Here is a 21,729-nt window from a genome sequence, read left to right on the forward strand (position 1 = left end):
CTTAATGGTTACCTTTAATTGTTGCCATTAAAAGTTATTTTTTAGTTGACGTAAGGCTTTAAATATCTCAAACGGGCTGTCATCCTCAATGCCTGTCTGCGTTTGTACGGTGTTTATCATTTCATTACTGGGTGCAATCACTGCACGCATAAACGGATTGATGGCTTTTTCATCGGCAAGCGTGGTTGGCAAAGTCGGCTTATTCTGACTGCGTAACTGGTTGTCGTGTTCAATCGCTTTCTGTATGGCAGGATTGTTTGGCTCAATAAACTGAGCAAAGTTAAGATTTGATAAGGTATACTCATGGGCAGGATAAAATAGCGTTTCATCGTCATGTAACTGCGCGAAACGGTCAAAGCTTTCAAACAACGTCTCAATCGTGCCGGTGAAAACGCGTCCACAACCTGCGCGAAATAGCGTATCTCCACAAAAAATATGCAGACGGTTATCAAGCGTCACTAAGTACGCTAAGTGATTTTCGGTATGCCCTGCCACTTGCCACACCTGCACAGGTCTGCCCCAAGCGGTTAATTCGCGCCCTTCAGCGACGGGGGTTAAATGCGTGGCATTGATTAATGGGTGAATATTGACGTGTGCAAAAATCTGTGCATTTGGAAACGCATTTGCCAATGCTGTTACACCGCCGATGTGGTCGCTGTGATGATGGGTCACCCATATTTGGTTAATAGTTAGATTTTCACGGTTTACAAACTCCAAAACAGGCTCAGCATCGCCAGCATCAACAATAATCACTTCTTGTGTTTCATCATTGATAATCGCCCAAATATAGTTGTCAGTGAAGGCTGGGATTGGGTAGATTTTTAGCATTGTTTTATTCCTTATTATTTTCCTAAATACTGCATGACTTGTGCTTGTTTGTCTTTGTTCGCCCACCAATAATCGATGCCGATGGCATTGCTTGGCAGTGGCCCATGCTCATAAAATTTCCAATACGCCACATTGTCAGTATGCTTGCCATAAGTCGGCACGACATAATAGCCCGCGCGTAGCAGACGGTCTAATACTTTGCTGTATAGTACAATATCGTCACGATTTTTCGACACTATGAGTTTGGCGATCACCGCATCAATGGCTTTGTTTTTGATACCCGCTGAGTTTTGGTTGCCTTTTTCGTCTGCGGCTTGTGAACCCCACATATAGGTCTGCTCTGCGCCAGGTGACAAACTTTGGGCAAACATATCGATAATCATGTCGTAGTCGTATCTGCGAGTGCGCTCTAGGTACTGTGGAACATCGGCTTGGCGAAAGCTGGCATCAAACCCTAGCCGCTGCAGGTTACGTAAAAAAGGCAACACAATGCGCGCATTCTTGTCATCGGCGGATAAAAATTCCAGTTTGGCGAGCTGACCATTGGGCTGATATAGCTTCATATTTTGGTATTTGAAACCCGCTTGCAGCAGCAATTCACGCGCTTTTAATAAATTGTCTCGATTAAATCCATCGCCAATTGATTTGGGGGCTTGCCAATCGCTTAAAACAGCCTGTCTTTGAATGGGCTCAAGGTCAGGTAATAGCGGATTGATAACCGCCAGTTCTTGGGGCGTTGGCGTGCCGGTTGCGGCAAGCGCTGACCCATGAAAAAAGCTTTGCAGGCGTTCATACTGCCCATAAAACATGGTTTTATTGAGCCATTCAAAATCATACGCCAGTGTCATCGCTTGGCGCACCCGAATGTCTTGAAAAATCGGTCGGCGCAAATTCATCACAATCGCTTGCATCGGTACGGGGTTGTTATTGGCGATTTGCGCTTTGGTAATCATGCCTGCTTTGACGGCAGGAAAGTTATAACCCGTCGACCATGTCCGCGCTTTGTTTTCGGCACGGAAAAAATATTCGCCTGATTTAAAGCCTTCAAATGCCACTTCGGGGTTTTGATAATATACATACTTAATTTGGTCAAAATTATAACGACCGACATTTACCACCACGCCTGCGTCAGGTTTGGCGCCCCAATAATTGGGGTCACGCACATAGGTAATGGCGCGTCCTGCATCGATTGTGCCGACTTTATATGCGCCACTGCCCATCAGTGGCGTCAGTCCGACTTTATCAAAATAGCCATCAATCGATTTTTTTGACCAAATCGGCATTTGCGCGACGGTCAATTTGATTTCTTGATTGTCTTTGGATTTAAAAATAAATTTGACGGTTTGTCGATCGATCACTTGGGTTTCTTTGACATCGGATAGATAGCTACGCATACTCATCACGCCTTTTGTGAGCAGTGCATCCATACTGGCTTTGACATCTTGCGCCGTCACAGGCGTGCCATCCCAAAAATAGGCTTTGGGGTTGATATGATAGATAACCCAGCTTGGGTCATCTGGGTCATACGTGACTTTATCCGCCAGTAGTGGGTACTGCACAAACGCTTCAGACAGCGAGCCTGTCATCAAACTTTCAAACAAATAATCGGTGCCGGTCACAGGTGTACCGACATCAATCCATTTATTAATGCTGTCAAAGGTGCCGATGGCAGATAGGCTTAACACACCGCCTTTGGGGGCGTTGGGATTGGCATAGGGTAAATGTGAGACATGGGCAAATTGCGCGGTGCTGTTGTGAGCAATAGACGTGCCAGTGATGATGGCAGTATTGGCAGCGGAAGCGGCCACTAACAAACCCAGCACCCAGTATTTTTTGCCGAATGTTTGGCGAGTGATTGGCCTCATCCAGTGGGCTAGTTTTATCGCCCTGTTTGCTTTCACTTGCATCCCCATGACCCCTTCACCTATTTTTCAAAAACCCTTGGTATGGCTAGCTGTTATCCCTCATATGCCCCACACCCGCTAACTATAAAAAAGACTTAACAAGCATTTTAGCTGTTAAGTCTTAATGTAGCACGATTGTTAAATCTTTTTATACGCTAGTTTGTTCAAACTGCTGCATAAATTTGATTAACTTTTCAGCGGTCGCCAAATCAATCGCGTTATAAATACTGGCGCGCATGCCGCCCACTGTACGATGCCCTTTAAGATTCAAAAATCCTGCTTCGTCGGCTTTAGCTAAGAAGGTTTTATCAAGTTGACTGTCTGCCAAGGTGAAAGGTACATTCATAATTGAGCGGTTGTCTTTGTTGACAGGGTTTTGGTAAAAATCGCTTTGGTCGATAAATTCATACAGCTTTTGCGCTTTTAACAAATTTTGTTGATAAATTGCCTCGACACCGCCTTGCTCAAGCAACCATTCAAACACCAAACCTGCCAAATACCAAGAAAAAGTTGCTGGGGTATTGACCATCGAATCATTGTCGGCTTGGTTTTTATAGTCCAAGATACTTGGGCAAACCAAGTTGGCATGACCGATCAAATCATCACGGACAATCACAAGCGTCAAGCCCGCAGGACCGATATTTTTTTGCGCACCTGCATAAATCAGTCCAAATTTTGATACATCTATTGGGCTAGATAGGATGCAAGATGACATATCCGCCACGATGGGTACATTGACCGCTGGCACATCAAACATCGCCAAGCCATTAATGGTCTCATTGGGGCAATAATGGAAATAATCGGCGTTGTCATTAAGTTGCCAGCTATCACGTGGGGGCACAGTGGTATAGTTGCTGTCTTTGGCAGAAGCAACGACATTGATTTTGCCTAGCCCCGCTTGCTCATAGCGTTTGGCTTCGCTGATGGCTTTTTTAGACCAAATGCCAGTGTCTAAATAATCGGCTTCCCCTTTAAGTAAATTCAATGGAATGGCTGAAAACTGCAGGCTTGCGCCACCTTGCAAAAATAGCACTTTATAATTGTCAGGAATGTTCATCAGCTTGCGCAAATCCTGCTCGGCTTTTGAGGCAATGCCCACAAATTCACTGCTACGGTGGCTCATCTCCATCACCGACATGCCTGAGCCATGCCAATTTAACAATTCGGCTTGCGCTTTTTGCAGCACCGCAGTCGGCATAGATGCTGGTCCTGCACAAAAGTTAGCAACACGTTGATCAAAGCTGACACTCATAGCACGTTCCTTTTTATCGTGTGAAATGTTATCGTGTGAAATGAAATAAAAAAATACTTTACCACAATATGGCTAGTCGATGAATCATAAAGATAAGTCATCAATCGGCAGCTCATTGGGTTTAACGGGCTAGCAACTGCCACAGTTGGCGTTTTAGGCGATAATCATCGAGCATATCCAGCAGATAAGGCAGGCGCTGTATCGGTTGTTCATCTAGACAGTCAGGCAATGGCGTTAATGCCCCCACCTTGGGATTGCCTTGATTGATACGGTATAAAAACCCCGAAAACCCTGCGACTGCCATCGGGTAGCTGCTCATTAATTGCACCGTGGCTTTGGGTATATGTTGGCTATCGGTCAGCAAAGGAAAGTTAAAAAAATGCACTGACGCTTTTAACCCACTGATGATTTGTTGCCATAACTGGTATTGGCGGCTGTCCGTCTGCAAAAAATGACTGTCAACCACCAGTGTCCACTCACCCACCACTATCGCCTGCACATCAAAACTGGCAGTGAGCAATTCATCATTGAGCTGTTCATTATTGAACCGTTCATCACTGTACCCGGCATCACTGTACCTATCACTATTTGGCGCAGGGTTACTTTTGAAAAGTGAATCATGGGGTAAAGATGAATGATTGGGTAAAGGTAAATCATGCGGGTGAAAATCTGCCAGACTCGCTGGCGGTAATTCTGCTACGCTATGAACGGCATCATCCGCAATAACAGGATGATTGAAGTCTGGCGTTGTATCAATGGGCGCAAGTTCGCTAGTTAACCCAGTTTGAGCGGGTTGTAACTGCTGTGGCATAGCAGCAAGGGTCTCAACCGCTTGATAGGAAGAAACAACCTCAAAATCTTCTACATTAGCAAACGTTTTGACCGGGCAATCTTGGCGCACCCAACGCGTAACACCCATCTGCGCCAGTATTTCGCTTTGCCAGGCATGGTACTGCTGCTCATCAAGGGTAAGGTCAAGTACAGTCATACCAATGTTAACTCAAGTTGAATGGGGCAACGCATTGTAGCAACCTTATGGCAACCAAATACCCCTAGTAAAAAATTACACAATCGGGGTGAGCGGCACAGTGACATCTGCATTTTGCCCACGATGACGCAGATAATGGTCTAACAGCACAATGGCAAGCATGGCTTCTGCAATCGGCGTAGCACGCACACCGACACAAGGATCATGCCGCCCTTTGGTTAGCATCTCTACTGCATTGCCGTGAATATCAATACTTTGACCCGGGGTGGTGATACTGGCAGTAGGTTTTAGCGCAATACTCACTACAATCGTTTGCCCTGATGAAATTCCCCCTAAAATTCCCCCGGCATGGTTGGCATTAAAGCCGTGCAAGGTTAACTCGTCGCGAGACTCATGCCCAAACTGTCCCGCCACTGCCATACCATCGCCAATTTCAACGCCTTTGACCGCATTGATGCTCATCATCGCATGCGCGATATCCGCATCAAGTCTGTCAAACACAGGTTCACCCAATCCCACAGGCACACCCGATGCCAATATGGTAAGCTTTGCGCCACAACTTGTCCCTTGCTCACGGCATTGGGTAATCAGCTGCTCAAACTTTGGCAAGGCATCTATATCCGCACAAAAAAATGGGTTGCTGTTGACAAATTCCCAATCAATCATATTTTCAGGTATTTGTTTGGCAACCACATCACCAATCTGGGTCACATAACCGCGAACTTCTACCCCTAGCCGTTGTTTCAAATATTTCTTGGCAATCGCGCCCGCTGCCACTCGCATTGCCGTTTCGCGCGCTGATGAGCGACCACCGCCACGATAATCGCGAAACCCATATTTCATGCTATAAGTATAATCGGCATGGTTGGGACGAAAGGTGTCTTTAATATCGCTATAATCTTTGGATTTTTGGTTGGTATTGCGAATCAAAAGCCCGATAGACGTACCTGTCGTTTTACCCTCAAACACGCCAGAGATAATTTCAACTGCATCGTCTTCACGGCGCTGGGTCGCAAATTTTGAGGTACCAGGCTTGCGGCGATCCAGGTCTATTTGCAGATCTGCTTCGGTTAAAGGCAACCCTGGTGGCACACCGTCAACGATTGCCATAAGTCCTGCGCCATGTGATTCGCCACAGGTGGTGACGGTAAAAACTTGCCCGATGGTATTGCCTGCCATTTACGCTCCGCTTGATTTTTCATCAATACTTACAAATCAAATAATAGGTTTGTTGCACCCTGTTGATATATTGTTTTTTTAGCCATTATCCAACTTATTAAATCAACAAGTTAAAGATAGCAACCCCAAACAACCGCTTACTAAGAAGCGCTCACATACTGCTCAAAATATGCCCGATTTTCCATCAATTCATCATAATCCATGGCAAAAATCCCATGCCCGCCATGCGCAAAGGTCAACCAATCAAACTGAATTTCAGGATACGCCTGGCGCAGTGCCCATTCACTATCCCCCACCTCGCATACCAGTAAGCCGTCACGAGTCAGATAATCTGGGGCGCTATATAAAATATGATGCACCAAATCCAAGCCATCTTGTCCCGCTGCCAACGCATGGTCTGGCTCATGCAAGAACTCGGGTGGTAAATCTGCCATCGTTGCCGCATCGACATACGGCGGGTTGGTCACAATCAAATCATATTGATTTTCCGCAGGCACTTTTTCAAATAAGTTTGACTCAATCAAATTGACCTGATGGTTCATGTGGTGATGTTCCACATTGACCGCTGCCACTTCTAGGGCATTTTTATCGATATCACTGGCATCGACCATTGCATCAGGGAAACGGCTTGCCAAGGCAATGGCAATACAGCCTGACCCTGTACACAAGTCCAGCATACGTTCTGGCTGTGCTAACTGCTTATCATACAATCCGTGGTCATGAAATTTTTTGTCATTAGTAGTGCCACTGATTCTTTCAACCAAATCATTCGGCTCAAAATACGGATAAAACTGCTGGCGAATCAGCTCAGCAATCGGCGAGCGCGGAATCAAAACCCGCTCATCCACATAAAATGGCAAATCGCAAAAATAAGATAAATTAATCAAATAACTCAAAGGCTTACGTTCAACGATACGGCGCTGCAACAGTGTCAACACTTCTGATTTTTCGCTATTGGTCAGGCGACAATCTAAAATTTGCTCATCGGCAGACCAATCAAGCGACAAGGTTTGTAGCACAATGGCAGAAGCCTCAGCAAACTCATCTGTGGTACCTTGCGCGACTACCACATCATACTCGCGTAATTTACTGACCCCAAAACGGATAAAATCGCGAATCGTTTTTAGGGTTTGGTGGGCTTCAGCAAACTCTTGTTGCATGGTGTCAAAGATGTCATCTGACTCGGTTTCTTCATCCATATCAAGTGCTTGCAAATCGATTTGCAAGTCATCAAAATTTTGTGAATCTTGATTTTGGTCAAAAGATGGCGTGTGAGAAACATTGGCTGATGCAAATGGCGATGATGACATAGTGGTTAACCTAAAAAATTTTGAATTAAAATTATAATATACTTTGATTTTTTTACAAATTATTTAACAAGCTAAAGTCATTTCACAAGTTAAAGGGTCGCAGATTTGTACAATTCAATTTTTCATCATCGAGCTATTCAATAAACATGGTAAAAATAGCTATTGCGCGCAGGTTTAAACATTTTAAACCCTTTTTTGGGTTAATCTTGCTATAAAAATACCGCTTGGTTAAAAAATTTTACCATTGTCTATCGCGCGATTTGTTAATGTTAGACTTAAAGCATGTAAATTCGCCTATGGGACAATTTATTCATACGACAATTTAACTGTTTAGCTGTGGAAAAATTTAACTATGCAGCAAGGTTTCATGGCGCAAGGTTGTTAAACGCTTTGGCAAACGCTACTTAGATTGCCGTGCTGCCAACAAATGAGCCATTGCCCGAAAAGTTGGTTTTTATAGTATAATTGCTGCCAATTTATGCTTTTATTGTACGTTATTTATATTGTCCCTTATTTTTATTTGTTATTGCCGATTATTGAGTCAATCTATGAAAAAATTTGTACTGTCTACCCTAGCTTGTCTGATTGCCAATCAAGCATTTGCAGCCACCAATACGGTCTCAGAAACCACTACCGCCAAAACGGCACCCGCCACCAAAGCTGTGACCAAAAAAACGACCACGACTAAAACTGCCACCACGAAAGCGGCTAGCGCCTCTACCGCAGCCGCGACTGCTAAAAAAACCACCACCGATAGCAAAACGGCTACAAAATCGCAAAGCAAAACCGCTACTGCTAAAAAACCGCAAATAGCCAAGCCTACAGCTAGCGTCACACAATCTACCACCACGCCGAAAGTCGCCTCGGCTACTGCGGTGACGGCGGTAAAACCAACGGCAACTTCAACCGATATTCCCTTGACGCCAGTCCCAGCTACTACCACGGCATTAGGCATTAAAGATGATGCTACCCAAACAGGTATTGATAATGACTATACCTCGGGTGCAGGTGTTGCAGGCGCGAGCTCTGAAGAAGTCAACAATACCACAACTACTGCGCCAACTTTTGACCCGACGACGGTGGGCAGTAATAAAACAGCAACGACACCTGCCAGTTTTTCTAACCTAAATTTGTCTGACTACGCACAGCTAGTCAATAGCGCCGATTGGAAACCCGGTCAAAATGTTAATTCAGCGACGACCTTAAAACTTCAAGCCTTGTTAGATTGGAATCATGCTTCACCCGGTCCGATCGATGGCGGCTGGGGTATGAATGCCAAAAAAGCGCTCAAAAATTTCCAAGCCATGCACGGACTACCCCAAGATGGCCGTATGAACGCCGAAGTTTGGAAACTGTTAAATGAAAAAATCCCTGCCAATCAGCCTGTGTTGGTCGGTTATACCTTGACGCAAGAAGATATTAAAGGTCCGTATCAGCCAACACCGAGTGGTAGTGAAGCCAAATCTAAAATGAAAGGTCTATACTATCAAGACGTCCAAGAAATGTTGGCTGAACGTTTCCATATGGATATTCGCTATCTTAAAAAGCTTAATAGCGATAAAAAATTCACCGTGGGTGAAACCATCACCGTGTTTAACCCCGGCGCGCCGCTCAATGAGAAAATCACCCGTTTGGTTGCCAAAAAAGCGGACAATATCTTGTACGCTTATAATGGCGATAGATTAATTGCCACTTATCCTACCACGGTCGGTAGTAGTGATACACCGTCTCCTACGGGTACCTTTAGTATTGTCAATCGTGTTAAAAACCCTTGGTACCGCGCCAGTAGCGGTGAAGGCAAAGATAAAAAAGTGTTTATGTTGCCGCCAGGACCCAACGGTCCGGTCGGTGTGGTATGGATGGGACTGAGTAAACCATCATATGGTATCCATGGCTCGCCCGTTCCTGAAGGCATTAGCCGTCAAGCCTCGCATGGCTGTGTCCGCTTAACCAACTGGGATGTGCTTGAAGTGTATGCCAATGTTGATACAGGCACCAAGGTAGATTTACAGTAGCTGTTGAGCCACAGGGGTCAGCACCACAGTTTAGCGTGAGTGCTATACACTTTTAATCTTATTAGCCATAAAAAAACCGCTTAGCTATTGTTAGTTAAGCGGTTTTTTTAGTTCAGCGGTTTTTGCTATGTATTAGTTATCTAGTGAGCTGCTGCATTATCAAAGCGCCATTTATGGTGTGACAGTTAGGGTGTGACGGGAGTTTTATTTACACCCAAACTCTGTAGTTTTTTTACCACAATCCAAGCGATAGGAATCGATAGCACCAGCCCTATAATGGCTGCCGTCACAATGTGTTGCGCCTCATCAAAACCGGTCACCAACGCAATGGTCATTAGAACACCGATAGTCACACCAGAAGCGATTGTAAAAATTGCGCTAAATAATTGCCAGTTCATAACAACTCCTTATCATTGCGTTTACGGATGTATTTGTTAGGTATAGTTATAATCCAATCCCACACTCAAAACAAGGAAAAAAAAGATTAAACAAATGCACAACCTAAAACAATTGGTTATCAATTCCACATTTTTAGTAAGGTTTAATTTGAATCAAATGTATTGAGAAATCTAAAAAATAGCTTTTTTTTCCGATTAATGTCACCGAGGTCGAGGAATTTAATTGGCTTTATAAACATTGATGAAAAAAAATTCCACCCAGTTTTTTAAGTTTGATGGCACATTTTTTAGTAACTATGACCCAATAACATGACTTGGATAAAAAATTTGGGTAAAAAAATTTTCTGTAATCTGCTATGTTAGCGGTATTTATCAATTGTTTAACACAGTAAAGGACAGGAGTATTTAACATGCATCAACAATTTTCTTTTTTCGCCGCTATCATGCCATCTAAACGCCTAGCTAATAAACGCCAAGCTAGTAAACGCATAGGAAGTGCCGCTGCAGTGATTGGCTCAGCCATCGCCTTGGGCGGTTGCGCCTCTACCACAGGTAACGGTGTGATGGATGCTAATAACACCATCGGCACTGCCAACAATGTCGGCATGGCGATATTTAAAGCCGCGGTGAATCAACAATGCCAGACTCAATTACAAAATAACCAATACTGGCGCTTGGGCAGTGTATTGATGACTTCCGAGAAGCAAGCAGAGGTAGCGAGCAATGTCTGTAGCTGCGTCAGCGAAAAAGCCCCGCAGTCCGTCACCATTGTCGATTTGACCACAGCAGCGGTTGACCCGACCGCGCGCAATGTCATTGTGGCGCGTGCCGTATCGAATACCTTGCAGCAATGCGTGGGCGAATTTGTTAAGTAAATATTAACTTGCTACTGAGTGTGCGCTACTATATAATAGCGCACCTTGTTTATACCAATATAGTTAGATGATTCTAACTTAGGTGCATTCAATCTCCTTGCTGTTGACACGGGGTCAACGGCTGTTTAATCCGTGAGGAGTCTTTATGAGACATTATGAACTGGTATTATTGGTTCACCCAGACCAAAGCGACCAAGTGGTTGGCATGGTTGAGCGTTATATCAACTTAGTAAAAGAACAAGGTGGTGCTATCCATCGCCTAGAAGATTGGGGTCGTCGTCAATTAGCTTACCCAATCAACAAAGTTCACAAAGCTCACTATGTGCTATTAAACATTGAAGCGGGTCAACAAACGCTTGATGAGCTTGAAGAATTATTCCGTTATAACGATGCTATCATCCGTAGCTTAGTTATCCGTCGTGACGAAGCGATTACTGAAGAATCACCATTAGCAAAAAGTGCTGAAGAAAAACGTGCTCGTAAAGCATCACGCCGTAACGATACAGCTCAAGATGACTATCAATCAAATGATGATGAGTCAGAAGTTGATGCTGAAGACAACAACGACGAATAATTAAGGAGACTAATCATGGCACGTTTTTATCGCCGCCGTAAATTTTGCCGTTTTACTGCTGAAGGCATTACCCATATCGATTATAAAGATATCGAAATCCTAAAACAGTATGTCACTGAAAGTGGCAAAATCGTACCAAGCCGCATTACTGGTACTTCAAACAAATATCAACGCCAATTGGCTGTAGCAATCAAACAAGCGCGTTATCTTGCGTTGGTTCCTTACACTGACAGCCAAAAATAAACCAAGGAGTGATATATGCAAGTTATTTTATTACAACGTATCGCTAACCTAGGTAAACTAGGCGATACTGTTAATGTAAAAGCAGGTTACGGCCGTAACTTCCTTGTACCACAAGGTAAAGCATTACCAGCCACTGCTTTTAACATCGAAAAATTTGAAGCACGCCGTGCAGAACTTGAAAAAGTAGAAGCTGATGAATTAGCCGCTGCTAATGCCCGTGCTGAAGCGCTACAAGACGTCAATGTTATCATCCGTGCAAAATCAGGTGATGAAGGCAAACTATTTGGTTCTATCGGTACTCGCGATATCGCCGATGCCTTAACCAAATCTGGTTTACCTGTTGACCGTTCAGAAGTTAAATTGCCTGAAGGTGCATTACGTCAAATTGGCGAATACAATGTTGATATCCAATTACATCACGATGTAATGACCAACATCCAAGTCACTATCTTGGCAGAAGATTCAGCTGCTTAATTGATAGTTTACTTTAAAAAAGAGATGGCTTTGCTGTCTCTTTTTTTTATTGTTTGCGGCGTAAAAATTCAACAAAAAAGCCTAAAATTCAAGCTGATTTCATTCAAAAAAATTGCCGATTTTTTATATTTTTCTCATTAGAATTTGGATGGTTTTTTCGGTATATTGACTGTTCTATTTCGATGCGTGTATTAGACTCACAATTTGCAAGCGATAACTTTTAGCAAAATTTTGCCCTTTCAAACCATTTAAAATAACTTTATCACAGGTCATCATGGCAGACGATAAAACCAAAGAGAACGATCTTAAGAATACTTCGCTGACGCAGCATCAACCGCACAGTATGGACTTAGAAAAGTCCGTCCTAGCGTCGCTGATGAGCCTTGAAGAGTCGTTTGATCGCATCTCAGATATTATTACCAAATATGATTTTTATGCACAGCGCCATCAATATATTTTTGATGCCATCTCTCATCTTGCCAATGCCAATGAGCCGTATGATGCCACCATGGTGATGGACTGGCTCGATATGCAAAAACTGCTTGAGCCTGCGGGGGGTAGCGATTATCTAGGCGATATCCTATCACAAAGCCCAGCGACGCTGTTTAACTTGACTGCTTATGCACAGCGGGTCAGGGAATTTTCGACTTTACGCCAAATCATCAAAGCCGGCAGTCATATGCTAGAGCTTGCCTTTGACCCAAAAAATCAAAGTGTCAGTGATATTCTAGACACCGTTGAAAGCGAAATTTTTGCCATCAATGAAACCCATAGCCGCCAATCTAAACACAAGGGTCCTACCCAACTGAGCGATGTTATTACCAATGTCGTCAACAATATCCAAGAACTTAAAGACCATCCTGAAGGCATGATTGGGCTTAAGACCCCGTTTGAAGAGCTCAATAACAAAACCCAAGGGCTACAAGCAGGCGATCTCATTATCGTGGCAGCTCGTCCTTCGATGGGTAAAACCACGTTTGCGATGAATTTGGCAGAGAGTATTTTATTTCATACCGATTTACCGGTGGTGGTGTTTTCAATGGAAATGCCTGCCGAGTCAATTGTGATGCGTCTATTGTCCTCTTGGGGGGCTATCAACCAAACCCATTTGCGCTCAGGTCAAATGAATGAAGATGAATGGGGTAAACTTTCCAATGCCATCGCCCATCTGCATGCTAAAAAATTGTATATCGATGACAGTACTGCGCTACCGCCATCTGAGGTTCGTTCGCGCTGTCGCCGTATTGCCAAAGACAATGATGGCAAACTTGGGATGGTAATGGTTGACTATCTACAATTGATGAAAGTCCCAGGCTTAGGCGACAACCGTGTGGGTGAGATTTCGGAGATTTCACGAAGCTTAAAAGCACTTGCCCGTGAGATGAATTGCCCGGTGGTGGCTTTATCACAGCTAAATCGGAGCTTGGAGAATCGCCCCAACAAACGCCCGATTATGTCGGACTTACGGGAGTCGGGTGCCATTGAGCAGGATGCCGATTTGATTATGTTCATTTATCGTGATGAGGTTTATAATGAAAACAGCGATGCTAAAGGCACAGCTGAGATCATTATTGGTAAACAGCGTAATGGGCCCATTGGTACGGTGCGCCTGTCCTTTGAAGGGCAATTTACCCGTTTTGGTAACTTAACTCCTGATTTTTACCAAACCGCTTCCTTTAGCGAACCTGATGAATAAAAATTTTACTGCAACAAGGTCAAGATTGTGCGTCAAACCAGCATCACCATCGATTTAGCAGCGCTTACCCATAACTTACAACGCGTCAAAGATTATGCCCCTACCGCCAAGGTATTAGCCATGGTGAAAGCCAATGCCTACGGGCATGGCGCCGTCAACTGTTTACCCGCCGTAGCACAAGCCGATGCCCTAGGTGTCGCTTGTTTGCAAGAAGCGATAGAACTACAACAGGCGGGCTGGCAAAAATTAATGGTAGTGATTGAAGGCGCGTTTTCATTAGCAGAATGGCAATATTGTATAGCGCATCAAATCGAGTGCGTGGTACACCACCAACGCCAATTAGACTGGGCGTTGCAGCAGCCTGCAAAAACCGGCGCAACCGTCTGGCTAAAACTAAACACTGGCATGAACCGCCTTGGCTTTACATCGGATGAAGTCAGGGAAATTGCCCAGCAATTAACTGAGGCAGGTTACGAGATTGTTTTGACCACCCATTTTGCCAACGCTGATGCCATCGATCATCCCAATAACCAACAACAATTTGAATTATTTGATTCAACCCTACAAATGCTACGTGAGCAAGTCAGCCCAGCGATTAAAGGCTCATTGTGTAATTCAGCGGGGATTGTCAACTGGTCAGACCGCCATTACGATTGGGTGCGCCCAGGCATTATCTTGTATGGGGCAACGCCTGTAAATCATGCCAGTGCCAAACAGCTAAATCTGCAACCCGTCATGCACTTTAATGCCAGTATCATGGCAATTCATACGCTAAAAGCGGGCGATAGCGTGGGTTATGGTAGTCGCTGGACTGCCCAAGCCCCAGCGCGCATCGGTATTGTCAGTGTGGGTTATGCTGATGGTTATCCAAGGGTGATTAGCGATGATGCGTATGTCGTCGTCGCAGGTCAACAGGCGCCTATCATCGGTCGCGTGGCAATGGATATGTTGATGGTTGATTTAACCCATACTACTGAGGTAAACCTTGACTGCCTTGTCCAGCTTTGGGGTAACGCACCGAGCATTGATGAGGTGGGTAGCTGGAATGATACCATTAGCTATGAGCTGTTAAGCGTGGTCACCCGACGTCCAACGTGGATTTATCAGTCGTAACTGTTAATTATTTCACTGAGGTTAAAGTGACACAAATGCGTCAATTTGCTAGACAGTTTGGATAAATCCGCTATACTGATAGTTTACTGTAATGTTTATTGACAAAATTGGGATGTAGGACAGGCAATGAGTACCCGCCATTTTTTGACGTTATTGGATTTTAGCAAAGAAGAATTGATGCAAGTGATTAAACGCGGTAGCGAACTGCGTTTGATGCAGCATGAAGGGGTTATTTATCAGCCTTTTGTCGGTCGTACCTTGGGGATGATTTTCGAAAAATCGAGCACCCGTACCCGTATTTCGTTTGAAACAGGGATGGGACAATTTGGCGGTCATGCCATATTTTTATCACCTCGTGATACCCAGCTAGGTCGTGGCGAACCGATTGAAGATTCGGCACGTGTTATCTCACGCATGGTCGATATTGTCATGATTCGCACCTTTGAACACAGTATTGTTGAAAAATTCGCCCAGTATTCGCAAGTGCCTGTTATCAATGCACTCACTGACGAACAGCATCCTTGTCAGCTACTAGCCGATATCCAAACCTTTATGGAGCACCGTGGCAGCATCGAAGGCAAAACGGTGACTTGGATTGGGGATGGCAACAATATGTGTGCTTCTTTTATCCATGCTGCACATCAATTTGGTTTTGAGCTTCGCGTATCCGCCCCTTATGGGTTTGAACCCAATGCCGACCTCATCAAACAGTATTCGCACTGTGTCGAGCTAGTCGAAGATGTTAATGAGGCAGTCAAAGGCTCGCATTTGGTCGCCACCGATGTATGGGCAAGTATGGGGCAAGAGAGCGAGCAGAATACTCGTGCGCGGCGATTTGCCCAGTACATGGTGACCCGCTCATTACTGGATAAAGCCGATCCAGACGTATTGTTTATGCATTGCCTGCCGGCCCACCGTGGCGAAGAAATCTCCTATGATTTGCTAGAGGATCCGCGTGCTGTGGTATGGGATGAAGCCGAAAATCGTCTGCATGCCCAAAAAGCGCTGATGGAATTTTTGTTAACCGATAAAATCAAACTCGCCTAGTCTATTGAGCCTGGGCGTTATCGTTGCGCCCTGCTCTGCCATTATTATCATCATCATTATCTTAACCGCTCGAATTCTTAACCAATAAAATAAAGCAAACGGAACATAGCCATGTACTTTGTGCTCTCGCCTGCCAAAAATTTGAATGAAAAAAATGATTTACCTTTTGATTTTAGTCAGCATTATACCCAACCTGCTTTGATGGCGCACGCTTGCGAATTGATGAGTGAATTAAAAACATTAGCGCCAACCGATTTGTCGGCGTTGATGAGTATCTCAGCTAAACTTGGGCAATTAAATGCCGTGCGCAACCAAAATTGGCGATGGGATACTACCCAGCCATTTAGTACCGATCATGCTGACATACCTGCTAAAGCGGCGCTGTATTTATTTGATGGTGATGTCTATACAGGTTTGGCAGCGAAGCAAATGACTGAACAACAAGTCCATTATGTCAATGAGCGATTAGGAATATTGTCTGGGTTGTACGGCTTGTTAAAACCGCTTGATTTGATGCTACCTTATCGCCTGGAAATGGGCACAAAACTAAAAAATCCTAGAGGCGATAATTTGTATCAATTTTGGGGCGATACGCTTGCCAATCTCATCAATCAACGCATGGCAGAAAATAAACACAAAGTTTTGGTAAACTTGGCTTCCAACGAATACTTCAAGGCGGTTAATCCCAAAAAAATCAGCGCGGATATTATCACGCCCCGTTTTGAAGACGGCAAAGATGGCGTATATAAGGTGGTAAGTTTCTATGCCAAAAAGGCACGCGGGTTGATGGTGCGTTTTGCCGCTGAAAATCAGCTGACAACCGCGCAACAGTTAAAAGACTTTAACTTGGAAGGCTATCAGTTTGTTGAAAATGCTTCAAGCTCAACTGAGTATGTTTTTAGACGGGATAATGATTAACTGCGCCGCCATTTAACGCAAAATATTCGCCCATAAAATCCACTGACCCTATCTTTTAGCACAGTTTCATTGAATATACAGAATAAACCGATGATTTTGGCTTGTGGTAGCAGATTGTCCAGTAATTCCATCGTCATGGTTGTAATAATTTCTCCTAATTAAAAAACCCCATTAAACTGAAGTTTAATAGGGTTTTAATTTTAGCTAAATGGCTTGAGTGAGCTATAATCTTTCGATTACATCATGCCGCCCATACCACCCATGCCGCCCATACCACCCATGGCAGCAGCGCCAGCGTCGTCTTTTGGCAGGTCAGTAATCATTGCTTCTGTCGTAAGCATCAAGCCTGCCACAGATGCTGCGTTTTCAAGCGCTGAGCGAGTGACTTTGGCTGGGTCTAAGATACCCATTTCAAGCATATCGCCATATTCACCAGTCGCTGCGTTGTAACCGTAGTTACCTTGACCGCCTTTGACTTGGTTTACCACCACAGATGCTTCATCACCTGCGTTGGTCACGATTTGACGAAGTGGGGCTTCCATCGCACGGCGTAAAATGTTGATACCCGCGGCTTGGTCGTCATTGTCACCATTGACATTGTCAAGCGCAGAGATAGCACGAACCAATGCCACACCACCACCTGCTACAACGCCTTCTTCGACGGCAGCACGAGTTGCATGCAAGGCATCATCCACACGGTCTTTTTTCTCTTTCATTTCAGTTTCAGTCGCCGCACCGACTTTGATAACTGCCACACCGCCTGCGAGTTTAGCAATACGCTCTTGTAGCTTTTCTTTGTCATAATCAGAGGTTGATTCTTCCACTTGGCGACGGATAGAGGCAACACGATCATCGATTTCAGTTTTTTGACCGGCACCATCGACAATCACAGTGTTTTCTTTACCAACCGTCACTTTTTTGGCAGTACCTAATACTGATAAATCCGCAGTTTCTAAGCTCATGCCCATTTCTTCTGATACAACCGTACCACCCGTTAAGATAGCGATATCTTGAAGCATTGCTTTACGACGGTCACCAAAACCAGGGGCTTTGACAGCACAAACTTTTAAACCACCACGCATGTTATTCACAACTAAAGTTGCTAAGGCTTCGTTTTCAACATCTTCAGCAATGATCAGTAAGGCTTTACCAGATTTCATTACGTTTTCAAGCAGTGGAATCAACTCACGGATGTTGCTGATTTTTTTGTCCACTAACAAGATTAATGGGTTTTCTAGTTCAGCGGTCAACGTATCTGCTTTATTGGCAAAGTATGGGCTGATGTAGCCACGATCAAATTGCATACCTTCAACGACTTCAAGGGTATCTTCAAAGCCTGAACCTTCTTCAACTGTGATTACGCCTTCTTTACCCACTTTTTCCATCGCTTGAGCGATTAAGTCACCGATAGTTTGGTCAGAGTTAGCTGAGATAGAGCCAACTTGTGCGATGGCTTTAGTGTCATTGGCTGGGGTTGAAAACGCGTGGATTTGTGCAACAACGGCACGCACACCTTTATCGATACCACGTTTTAAGTCCATTGGGTTCATGCCAGCGGCAACTGATTTCATGCCTTCTTGCAAAATCGCTTGGGCTAAAACAGTCGCTGTGGTAGTACCGTCACCTGCAACATCATTGGTTTTGCTTGCAACTTCACGGACCAGCTGTGCACCCATGTTCTCAAATTTGTCATCAAGTTCGATTTCTTTAGCCACTGATACGCCATCTTTAGTGATGGTGGGTGCGCCAAAAGATTTGTCGATAACCACGTTACGACCTTTAGGACCCAATGTTACTTTAACCGCATTTGCGAGTACGTTAACGCCATCAATCATTTTTGCACGGGCATCAATACCAAATTTTACATCTTTAGCCATGTTAAATTCTCCAAATTATAAATTTTTATTTGTATAAGGTAGTCCAAATTGCTACCACGGTTGCTATCAATTACTTTACCAAGTACTTAACCAGTTAGATTAAGACCAGGTAAATTAAGACTAAGTAAATTAGCTTTTGGGTAAAAAACGATTGTTTAAAGTAATGACTGATTAACCTTCAATCACACCCAATACATCACTTTCTTTCATAATCAATAATTCTTCACCATCTACTTTAACCGTTGAGCCGGCATATTGACCGAAGAGTACTTTGTCGCCGACTTTGACATCGAGCGCACGTACATCACCGTTTTCACGGATTTGACCATTACCTACTGCAATGACTTCACCTTGAGACGGTTTTTCTTGGGCGCCGCCTGCTAGCAATAAACCGCCAGCTGTTTTTTGTTCTTCTTCGCTGCGACGCACGACGATACGATCATGTAAAGGACGAATTGCCATAATCTACTCCATAAATTAACTGTTAAATTATTGTTTGAAAGCCGTAGTTAGCTTTGAAAGCTGTGATCAGCTCAGAGGTTAGCTCAAAAGACCCCCTCTATTTTGCCGACCACAAAAAGATGATAACTATCTGTTTACATAAATAATCCTATGCTTATGACATGTTATCAATTCACTGTCTAACAGTGGGGATGTCTGCCAATTTGTTCAAGCAGAAAATTACGAAATTTTGCAATTTGTTGTCAATTTTTTAACTACCTAGCCCAAACACTTCATAAAGACTGTCGTTTATTGCACAATCACAATCTTTTGTTAACTGGCTTGTATTTGCTTGCCATCAATACTACTGTATGCATACCAAATAGATTTAACCTTATCTGATGAACGTTATTTGATGGATGAAACATGAAAAATTCTTTAGTAAAAAAACTGTTAGTAAGTACTTCACTCGTGTCAGCGATGGCTATCACTTCTATAGCGAATGCGGCAGTTGCCCCTTTTAATGCAACCTATAATTTTAATATTGAAGGCAAATATAATGGTACCGCAAGCCGTGTATTGACCCAAACTGGCAATCAGTATTTTTATAATGTTAATGCAAGTGTCGGTAAATTAGCCAGTGCCAAGCAAACCGCCAATTTTGTCAATACCAATGGCGCTATCTTACCGGTGAGCGCATTAACCCAATACAAAATTTTGGGGACGGGTCGAACTACCACATTGAACTTTAATAATGCAAAAAAACAGCTGGTCACCAATTATAAAGGTCAAAACAAAGTCATTGCTTTGCCACAGCCTGCGTATGATGATTTAAGTTTGGAAATTCAAATTCGGGAAGATTTAAAAGCAGGCAAATTCCGTGGTAACTATTACATGGCAGATCGCAATACAGTTGAAGCAGTGCCCTTTAAAAAATCTGCCGTGACTCGCATTACCGTGCCAGCGGGTACTTTTGACGTGGTGCGTATCGATCGCGTGCATGATAATAAAGACCGTCAAACCAGTTTTTGGTTAGCCCCAAAACTTGATTATCTACCTGTTAAAGTCGTTCAAAACAATGATGGTAAAAAAATGGAAATGAATTTGGTTAAAGTAAATTAATACTTTGGCATGTTTTGACATTTTGTTAATAATCCTCAAGTTAATTTGGCTATCGCAACTAAATCCAAAGAAAATCTAGATAAAATTTCTTTAACTGATCCTAATTATAAAAAGGGTTATGAACAGTAGGATGCCGCTGCAAGAATTGCACAAAATTCTGCTCAGCCTCCCAACGTCTCTGTTGATAGTAAAAACTTCACAGGTTTGGTGGGTGTCAAATTTGGCGAAAAAAATAACTGGCAAGTATATGGCGGACCGGTATTGCAAAAATTGGAAGGTGAGGTGCATTTACGCGGTAAAGCCTACAATTCTACCCAAAGCCTATCACGTCGATAGGCTTTTTTTTATATCGATCCATTAATCGCGATGTTTACCATCTACCTCTAATCCCAACATGTCAAGCAAGGCTGCCATGCTTGCAGATACCGTGATATTGGGATTGGTGACCAAACCCAAATAGCGTTGCAACTCAACGGGGGTATCCATGTTAATCGGCTGTAAATCTTGATTGACTAACGTTTGCGGTAACACCGACCAGCCTAGCCCAACCGATACCAACATACGAATCGACTCTAGCGGATTGGTGCTCATCGTAGCATACGGTTTTAAGTTATATTTGGCAAATTCGGCTAAAGTGATTTGACTGGTAAAGGTATTGGCGGCGGGTAAAATCGCTGGATAGTTGGCCAATTGCTCAAGCGTCACGTTCATTTTATGCGCCAGTGGCGATAAAATGCCGGTCACAAAATGCAGCGGATCTGACCATAGCATATGATAATTTAGACGTTTATCATACACAGGGGGTAGCGTTAAAAAAGCCAATGACAAGTCGCCATCAAGGACTGCTTTATGCGCTTGCTCGGAATCGACAAAATGCACTTCAAGCTGTACCGCAGGATAGCTTTGGATAAATTGTTTGAGGACAGCTGGCAGATGATGTAAGCCAATATGATGACTGGTACCAATAATCAGTTTGCCTGATACCGTTTGCTGGCGGTTTTTAAGATTAATTTTTAGATTGTCATAATCATCTAGCCAGCGTTTGGCATGGGGTATCAAGTCATGCGCCGCTTGGGTTGGGATAATACCACGACCCACTGTATCAAAAAGGGTGACATCAAATTCGTCTTCTAAGTTTTTGATACGCTTACTTACTGCAGGCTGTGTAATAAATAATTTATCAGCCGCCTGCGAGATACTACCTGTTTGCATAACCGCTAAAAAAGTATTTAAATTTGTGGTATTCATCTTTCCCCCAACAATAAAATCCTACCATTTGATATAAATAAAAGTTTCATTCTTTAAAAAATACATTAAATAAGATTATAAGACAACGTATGCACAAATACAATTTATTTAATCGTCCAATACATTCCTAAAATTTTTATAAAATATAAAAATCATCAATTAAAATTATCATTTTTCTTTGTTATAATGTCGTTATTGTTTACCCAATTACTACGCCCTTTTATAAA

20 protein-coding genes are annotated in these 21,729 nt (G+C 43.5%); 10 read left to right on the plus strand and 10 right to left on the minus strand.

What is annotated here, in order from left to right; genetic code table 11:
* Positions 1 to 27: 27 nt before the first annotated feature.
* The 6 genes from gloB to prmB form a co-directional block, all read right to left on the minus strand.
* Positions 28 to 828: a hydroxyacylglutathione hydrolase gene (gene gloB, locus RTS09_RS04090; protein WP_312534555.1), complete on the minus strand. Its 801-nt coding sequence runs from the start codon at positions 826 to 828 to the stop codon at positions 28 to 30.
* A gap of 14 nt (positions 829 to 842) precedes the next feature.
* A complete protein-coding gene (locus tag RTS09_RS04095) occupies positions 843 to 2,693 on the minus strand; it encodes an extracellular solute-binding protein (protein ID WP_409418372.1) in 1,851 nt (616 codons plus the stop codon).
* Between the two features lie 187 nt (positions 2,694 to 2,880).
* Positions 2,881 to 3,984 (minus strand): 3-phosphoserine/phosphohydroxythreonine transaminase, encoded by a 1,104-nt coding sequence (serC, locus tag RTS09_RS04100; RefSeq protein ID WP_312534559.1) that lies wholly within the window; start codon positions 3,982 to 3,984, stop codon positions 2,881 to 2,883.
* A gap of 121 nt (positions 3,985 to 4,105) precedes the next feature.
* On the minus strand, positions 4,106 to 4,972 hold the full coding sequence (locus tag RTS09_RS04105) for a hypothetical protein (RefSeq protein ID WP_312534562.1): 867 nt from the start codon (positions 4,970 to 4,972) through the stop codon (positions 4,106 to 4,108).
* Positions 4,973 to 5,047: 75 nt separating this feature from the next.
* On the minus strand, positions 5,048 to 6,151 hold the full coding sequence (gene aroC / locus RTS09_RS04110; RefSeq protein WP_312534565.1) for a chorismate synthase: 1,104 nt from the start codon (positions 6,149 to 6,151) through the stop codon (positions 5,048 to 5,050).
* A gap of 140 nt (positions 6,152 to 6,291) precedes the next feature.
* The gene (gene prmB / locus RTS09_RS04115; RefSeq protein ID WP_312534721.1) at positions 6,292 to 7,350 is read right to left on the minus strand and encodes a 50S ribosomal protein L3 N(5)-glutamine methyltransferase; all 1,059 of its coding nucleotides are present in this window, start codon (positions 7,348 to 7,350) and stop codon (positions 6,292 to 6,294) included.
* A 659-nt stretch (positions 7,351 to 8,009) separates the two neighbouring features.
* Between prmB and RTS09_RS04120 the strand changes: the two genes are divergently transcribed.
* Positions 8,010 to 9,476 (plus strand): L,D-transpeptidase family protein, encoded by a 1,467-nt coding sequence (locus RTS09_RS04120; protein WP_312534567.1) that lies wholly within the window; start codon positions 8,010 to 8,012, stop codon positions 9,474 to 9,476.
* A gap of 185 nt (positions 9,477 to 9,661) precedes the next feature.
* Here RTS09_RS04120 and RTS09_RS04125 read toward each other — a convergent pair whose 3' ends face one another.
* A complete protein-coding gene (locus RTS09_RS04125) occupies positions 9,662 to 9,874 on the minus strand; it encodes a hypothetical protein (RefSeq protein WP_050325053.1) in 213 nt (70 codons plus the stop codon).
* 410 nt (positions 9,875 to 10,284) lie between these two features.
* On the opposite strand from RTS09_RS04125, the gene RTS09_RS04130 reads away from it, so the two are divergent.
* The 8 genes from RTS09_RS04130 (at position 10,285) to yaaA (ending at position 16,814) form a co-directional block, all read left to right on the plus strand.
* A complete protein-coding gene (locus RTS09_RS04130; protein ID WP_312534571.1) occupies positions 10,285 to 10,749 on the plus strand; it encodes a hypothetical protein in 465 nt (154 codons plus the stop codon).
* 145 nt (positions 10,750 to 10,894) lie between these two features.
* The gene (gene rpsF, locus RTS09_RS04135; protein WP_007114929.1) at positions 10,895 to 11,323 is read left to right on the plus strand and encodes a 30S ribosomal protein S6; all 429 of its coding nucleotides are present in this window, start codon (positions 10,895 to 10,897) and stop codon (positions 11,321 to 11,323) included.
* A 15-nt stretch (positions 11,324 to 11,338) separates the two neighbouring features.
* Positions 11,339 to 11,566, plus strand: coding sequence for a 30S ribosomal protein S18 (gene rpsR, locus RTS09_RS04140; RefSeq protein WP_036594162.1), 228 nt, complete (start codon positions 11,339 to 11,341; stop codon positions 11,564 to 11,566).
* A gap of 15 nt (positions 11,567 to 11,581) precedes the next feature.
* A complete protein-coding gene (gene rplI, locus RTS09_RS04145; RefSeq protein WP_060994380.1) occupies positions 11,582 to 12,040 on the plus strand; it encodes a 50S ribosomal protein L9 in 459 nt (152 codons plus the stop codon).
* A gap of 274 nt (positions 12,041 to 12,314) precedes the next feature.
* Positions 12,315 to 13,736 carry a replicative DNA helicase gene (dnaB, locus tag RTS09_RS04150; RefSeq protein ID WP_060994379.1) on the plus strand — a complete coding sequence of 474 codons (1,422 nt, stop codon included), beginning with the start codon at positions 12,315 to 12,317 and terminating at the stop codon, positions 13,734 to 13,736.
* Positions 13,737 to 13,763: 27 nt separating this feature from the next.
* Positions 13,764 to 14,849 carry an alanine racemase gene (alr, locus tag RTS09_RS04155; protein WP_312534574.1) on the plus strand — a complete coding sequence of 362 codons (1,086 nt, stop codon included), beginning with the start codon at positions 13,764 to 13,766 and terminating at the stop codon, positions 14,847 to 14,849.
* 126 nt (positions 14,850 to 14,975) lie between these two features.
* Positions 14,976 to 15,896 carry an ornithine carbamoyltransferase gene (argF, locus tag RTS09_RS04160; RefSeq protein WP_076774053.1) on the plus strand — a complete coding sequence of 307 codons (921 nt, stop codon included), beginning with the start codon at positions 14,976 to 14,978 and terminating at the stop codon, positions 15,894 to 15,896.
* A gap of 111 nt (positions 15,897 to 16,007) precedes the next feature.
* Positions 16,008 to 16,814: a peroxide stress protein YaaA gene (yaaA, locus tag RTS09_RS04165; RefSeq protein ID WP_076774052.1), complete on the plus strand. Its 807-nt coding sequence runs from the start codon at positions 16,008 to 16,010 to the stop codon at positions 16,812 to 16,814.
* Positions 16,815 to 17,050: 236 nt separating this feature from the next.
* On the opposite strand, the gene groL is transcribed toward yaaA, so the two are convergent.
* Both groL and RTS09_RS04175 read right to left on the minus strand, forming a co-directional pair.
* Entirely contained in the window at positions 17,051 to 18,691 is a 1,641-nt protein-coding gene (groL, locus tag RTS09_RS04170; protein ID WP_224054190.1) for a chaperonin GroEL, read from the minus strand.
* A 171-nt stretch (positions 18,692 to 18,862) separates the two neighbouring features.
* Complete coding sequence (locus tag RTS09_RS04175) at positions 18,863 to 19,156, minus strand: co-chaperone GroES (RefSeq protein ID WP_197931485.1); 294 nt, start codon at positions 19,154 to 19,156, stop codon at positions 18,863 to 18,865.
* Positions 19,157 to 19,558: 402 nt separating this feature from the next.
* Between RTS09_RS04175 and RTS09_RS04180 the strand changes: the two genes are divergently transcribed.
* On the plus strand, positions 19,559 to 20,254 hold the full coding sequence (locus RTS09_RS04180) for a DUF3108 domain-containing protein (protein WP_312534579.1): 696 nt from the start codon (positions 19,559 to 19,561) through the stop codon (positions 20,252 to 20,254).
* 357 nt (positions 20,255 to 20,611) lie between these two features.
* Here RTS09_RS04180 and RTS09_RS04185 read toward each other — a convergent pair whose 3' ends face one another.
* On the minus strand, positions 20,612 to 21,502 hold the full coding sequence (locus RTS09_RS04185) for a LysR family transcriptional regulator (protein ID WP_065252955.1): 891 nt from the start codon (positions 21,500 to 21,502) through the stop codon (positions 20,612 to 20,614).
* Positions 21,503 to 21,729 lie beyond the last annotated feature (227 nt).

Origin of the sequence: Moraxella sp. CTOTU47618 (genome assembly GCF_032017425.1) — a bacterium.
In the GTDB taxonomy this organism is placed as follows: Bacteria; Pseudomonadota; Gammaproteobacteria; order Pseudomonadales; family Moraxellaceae; genus Faucicola; species Faucicola tetraodonis.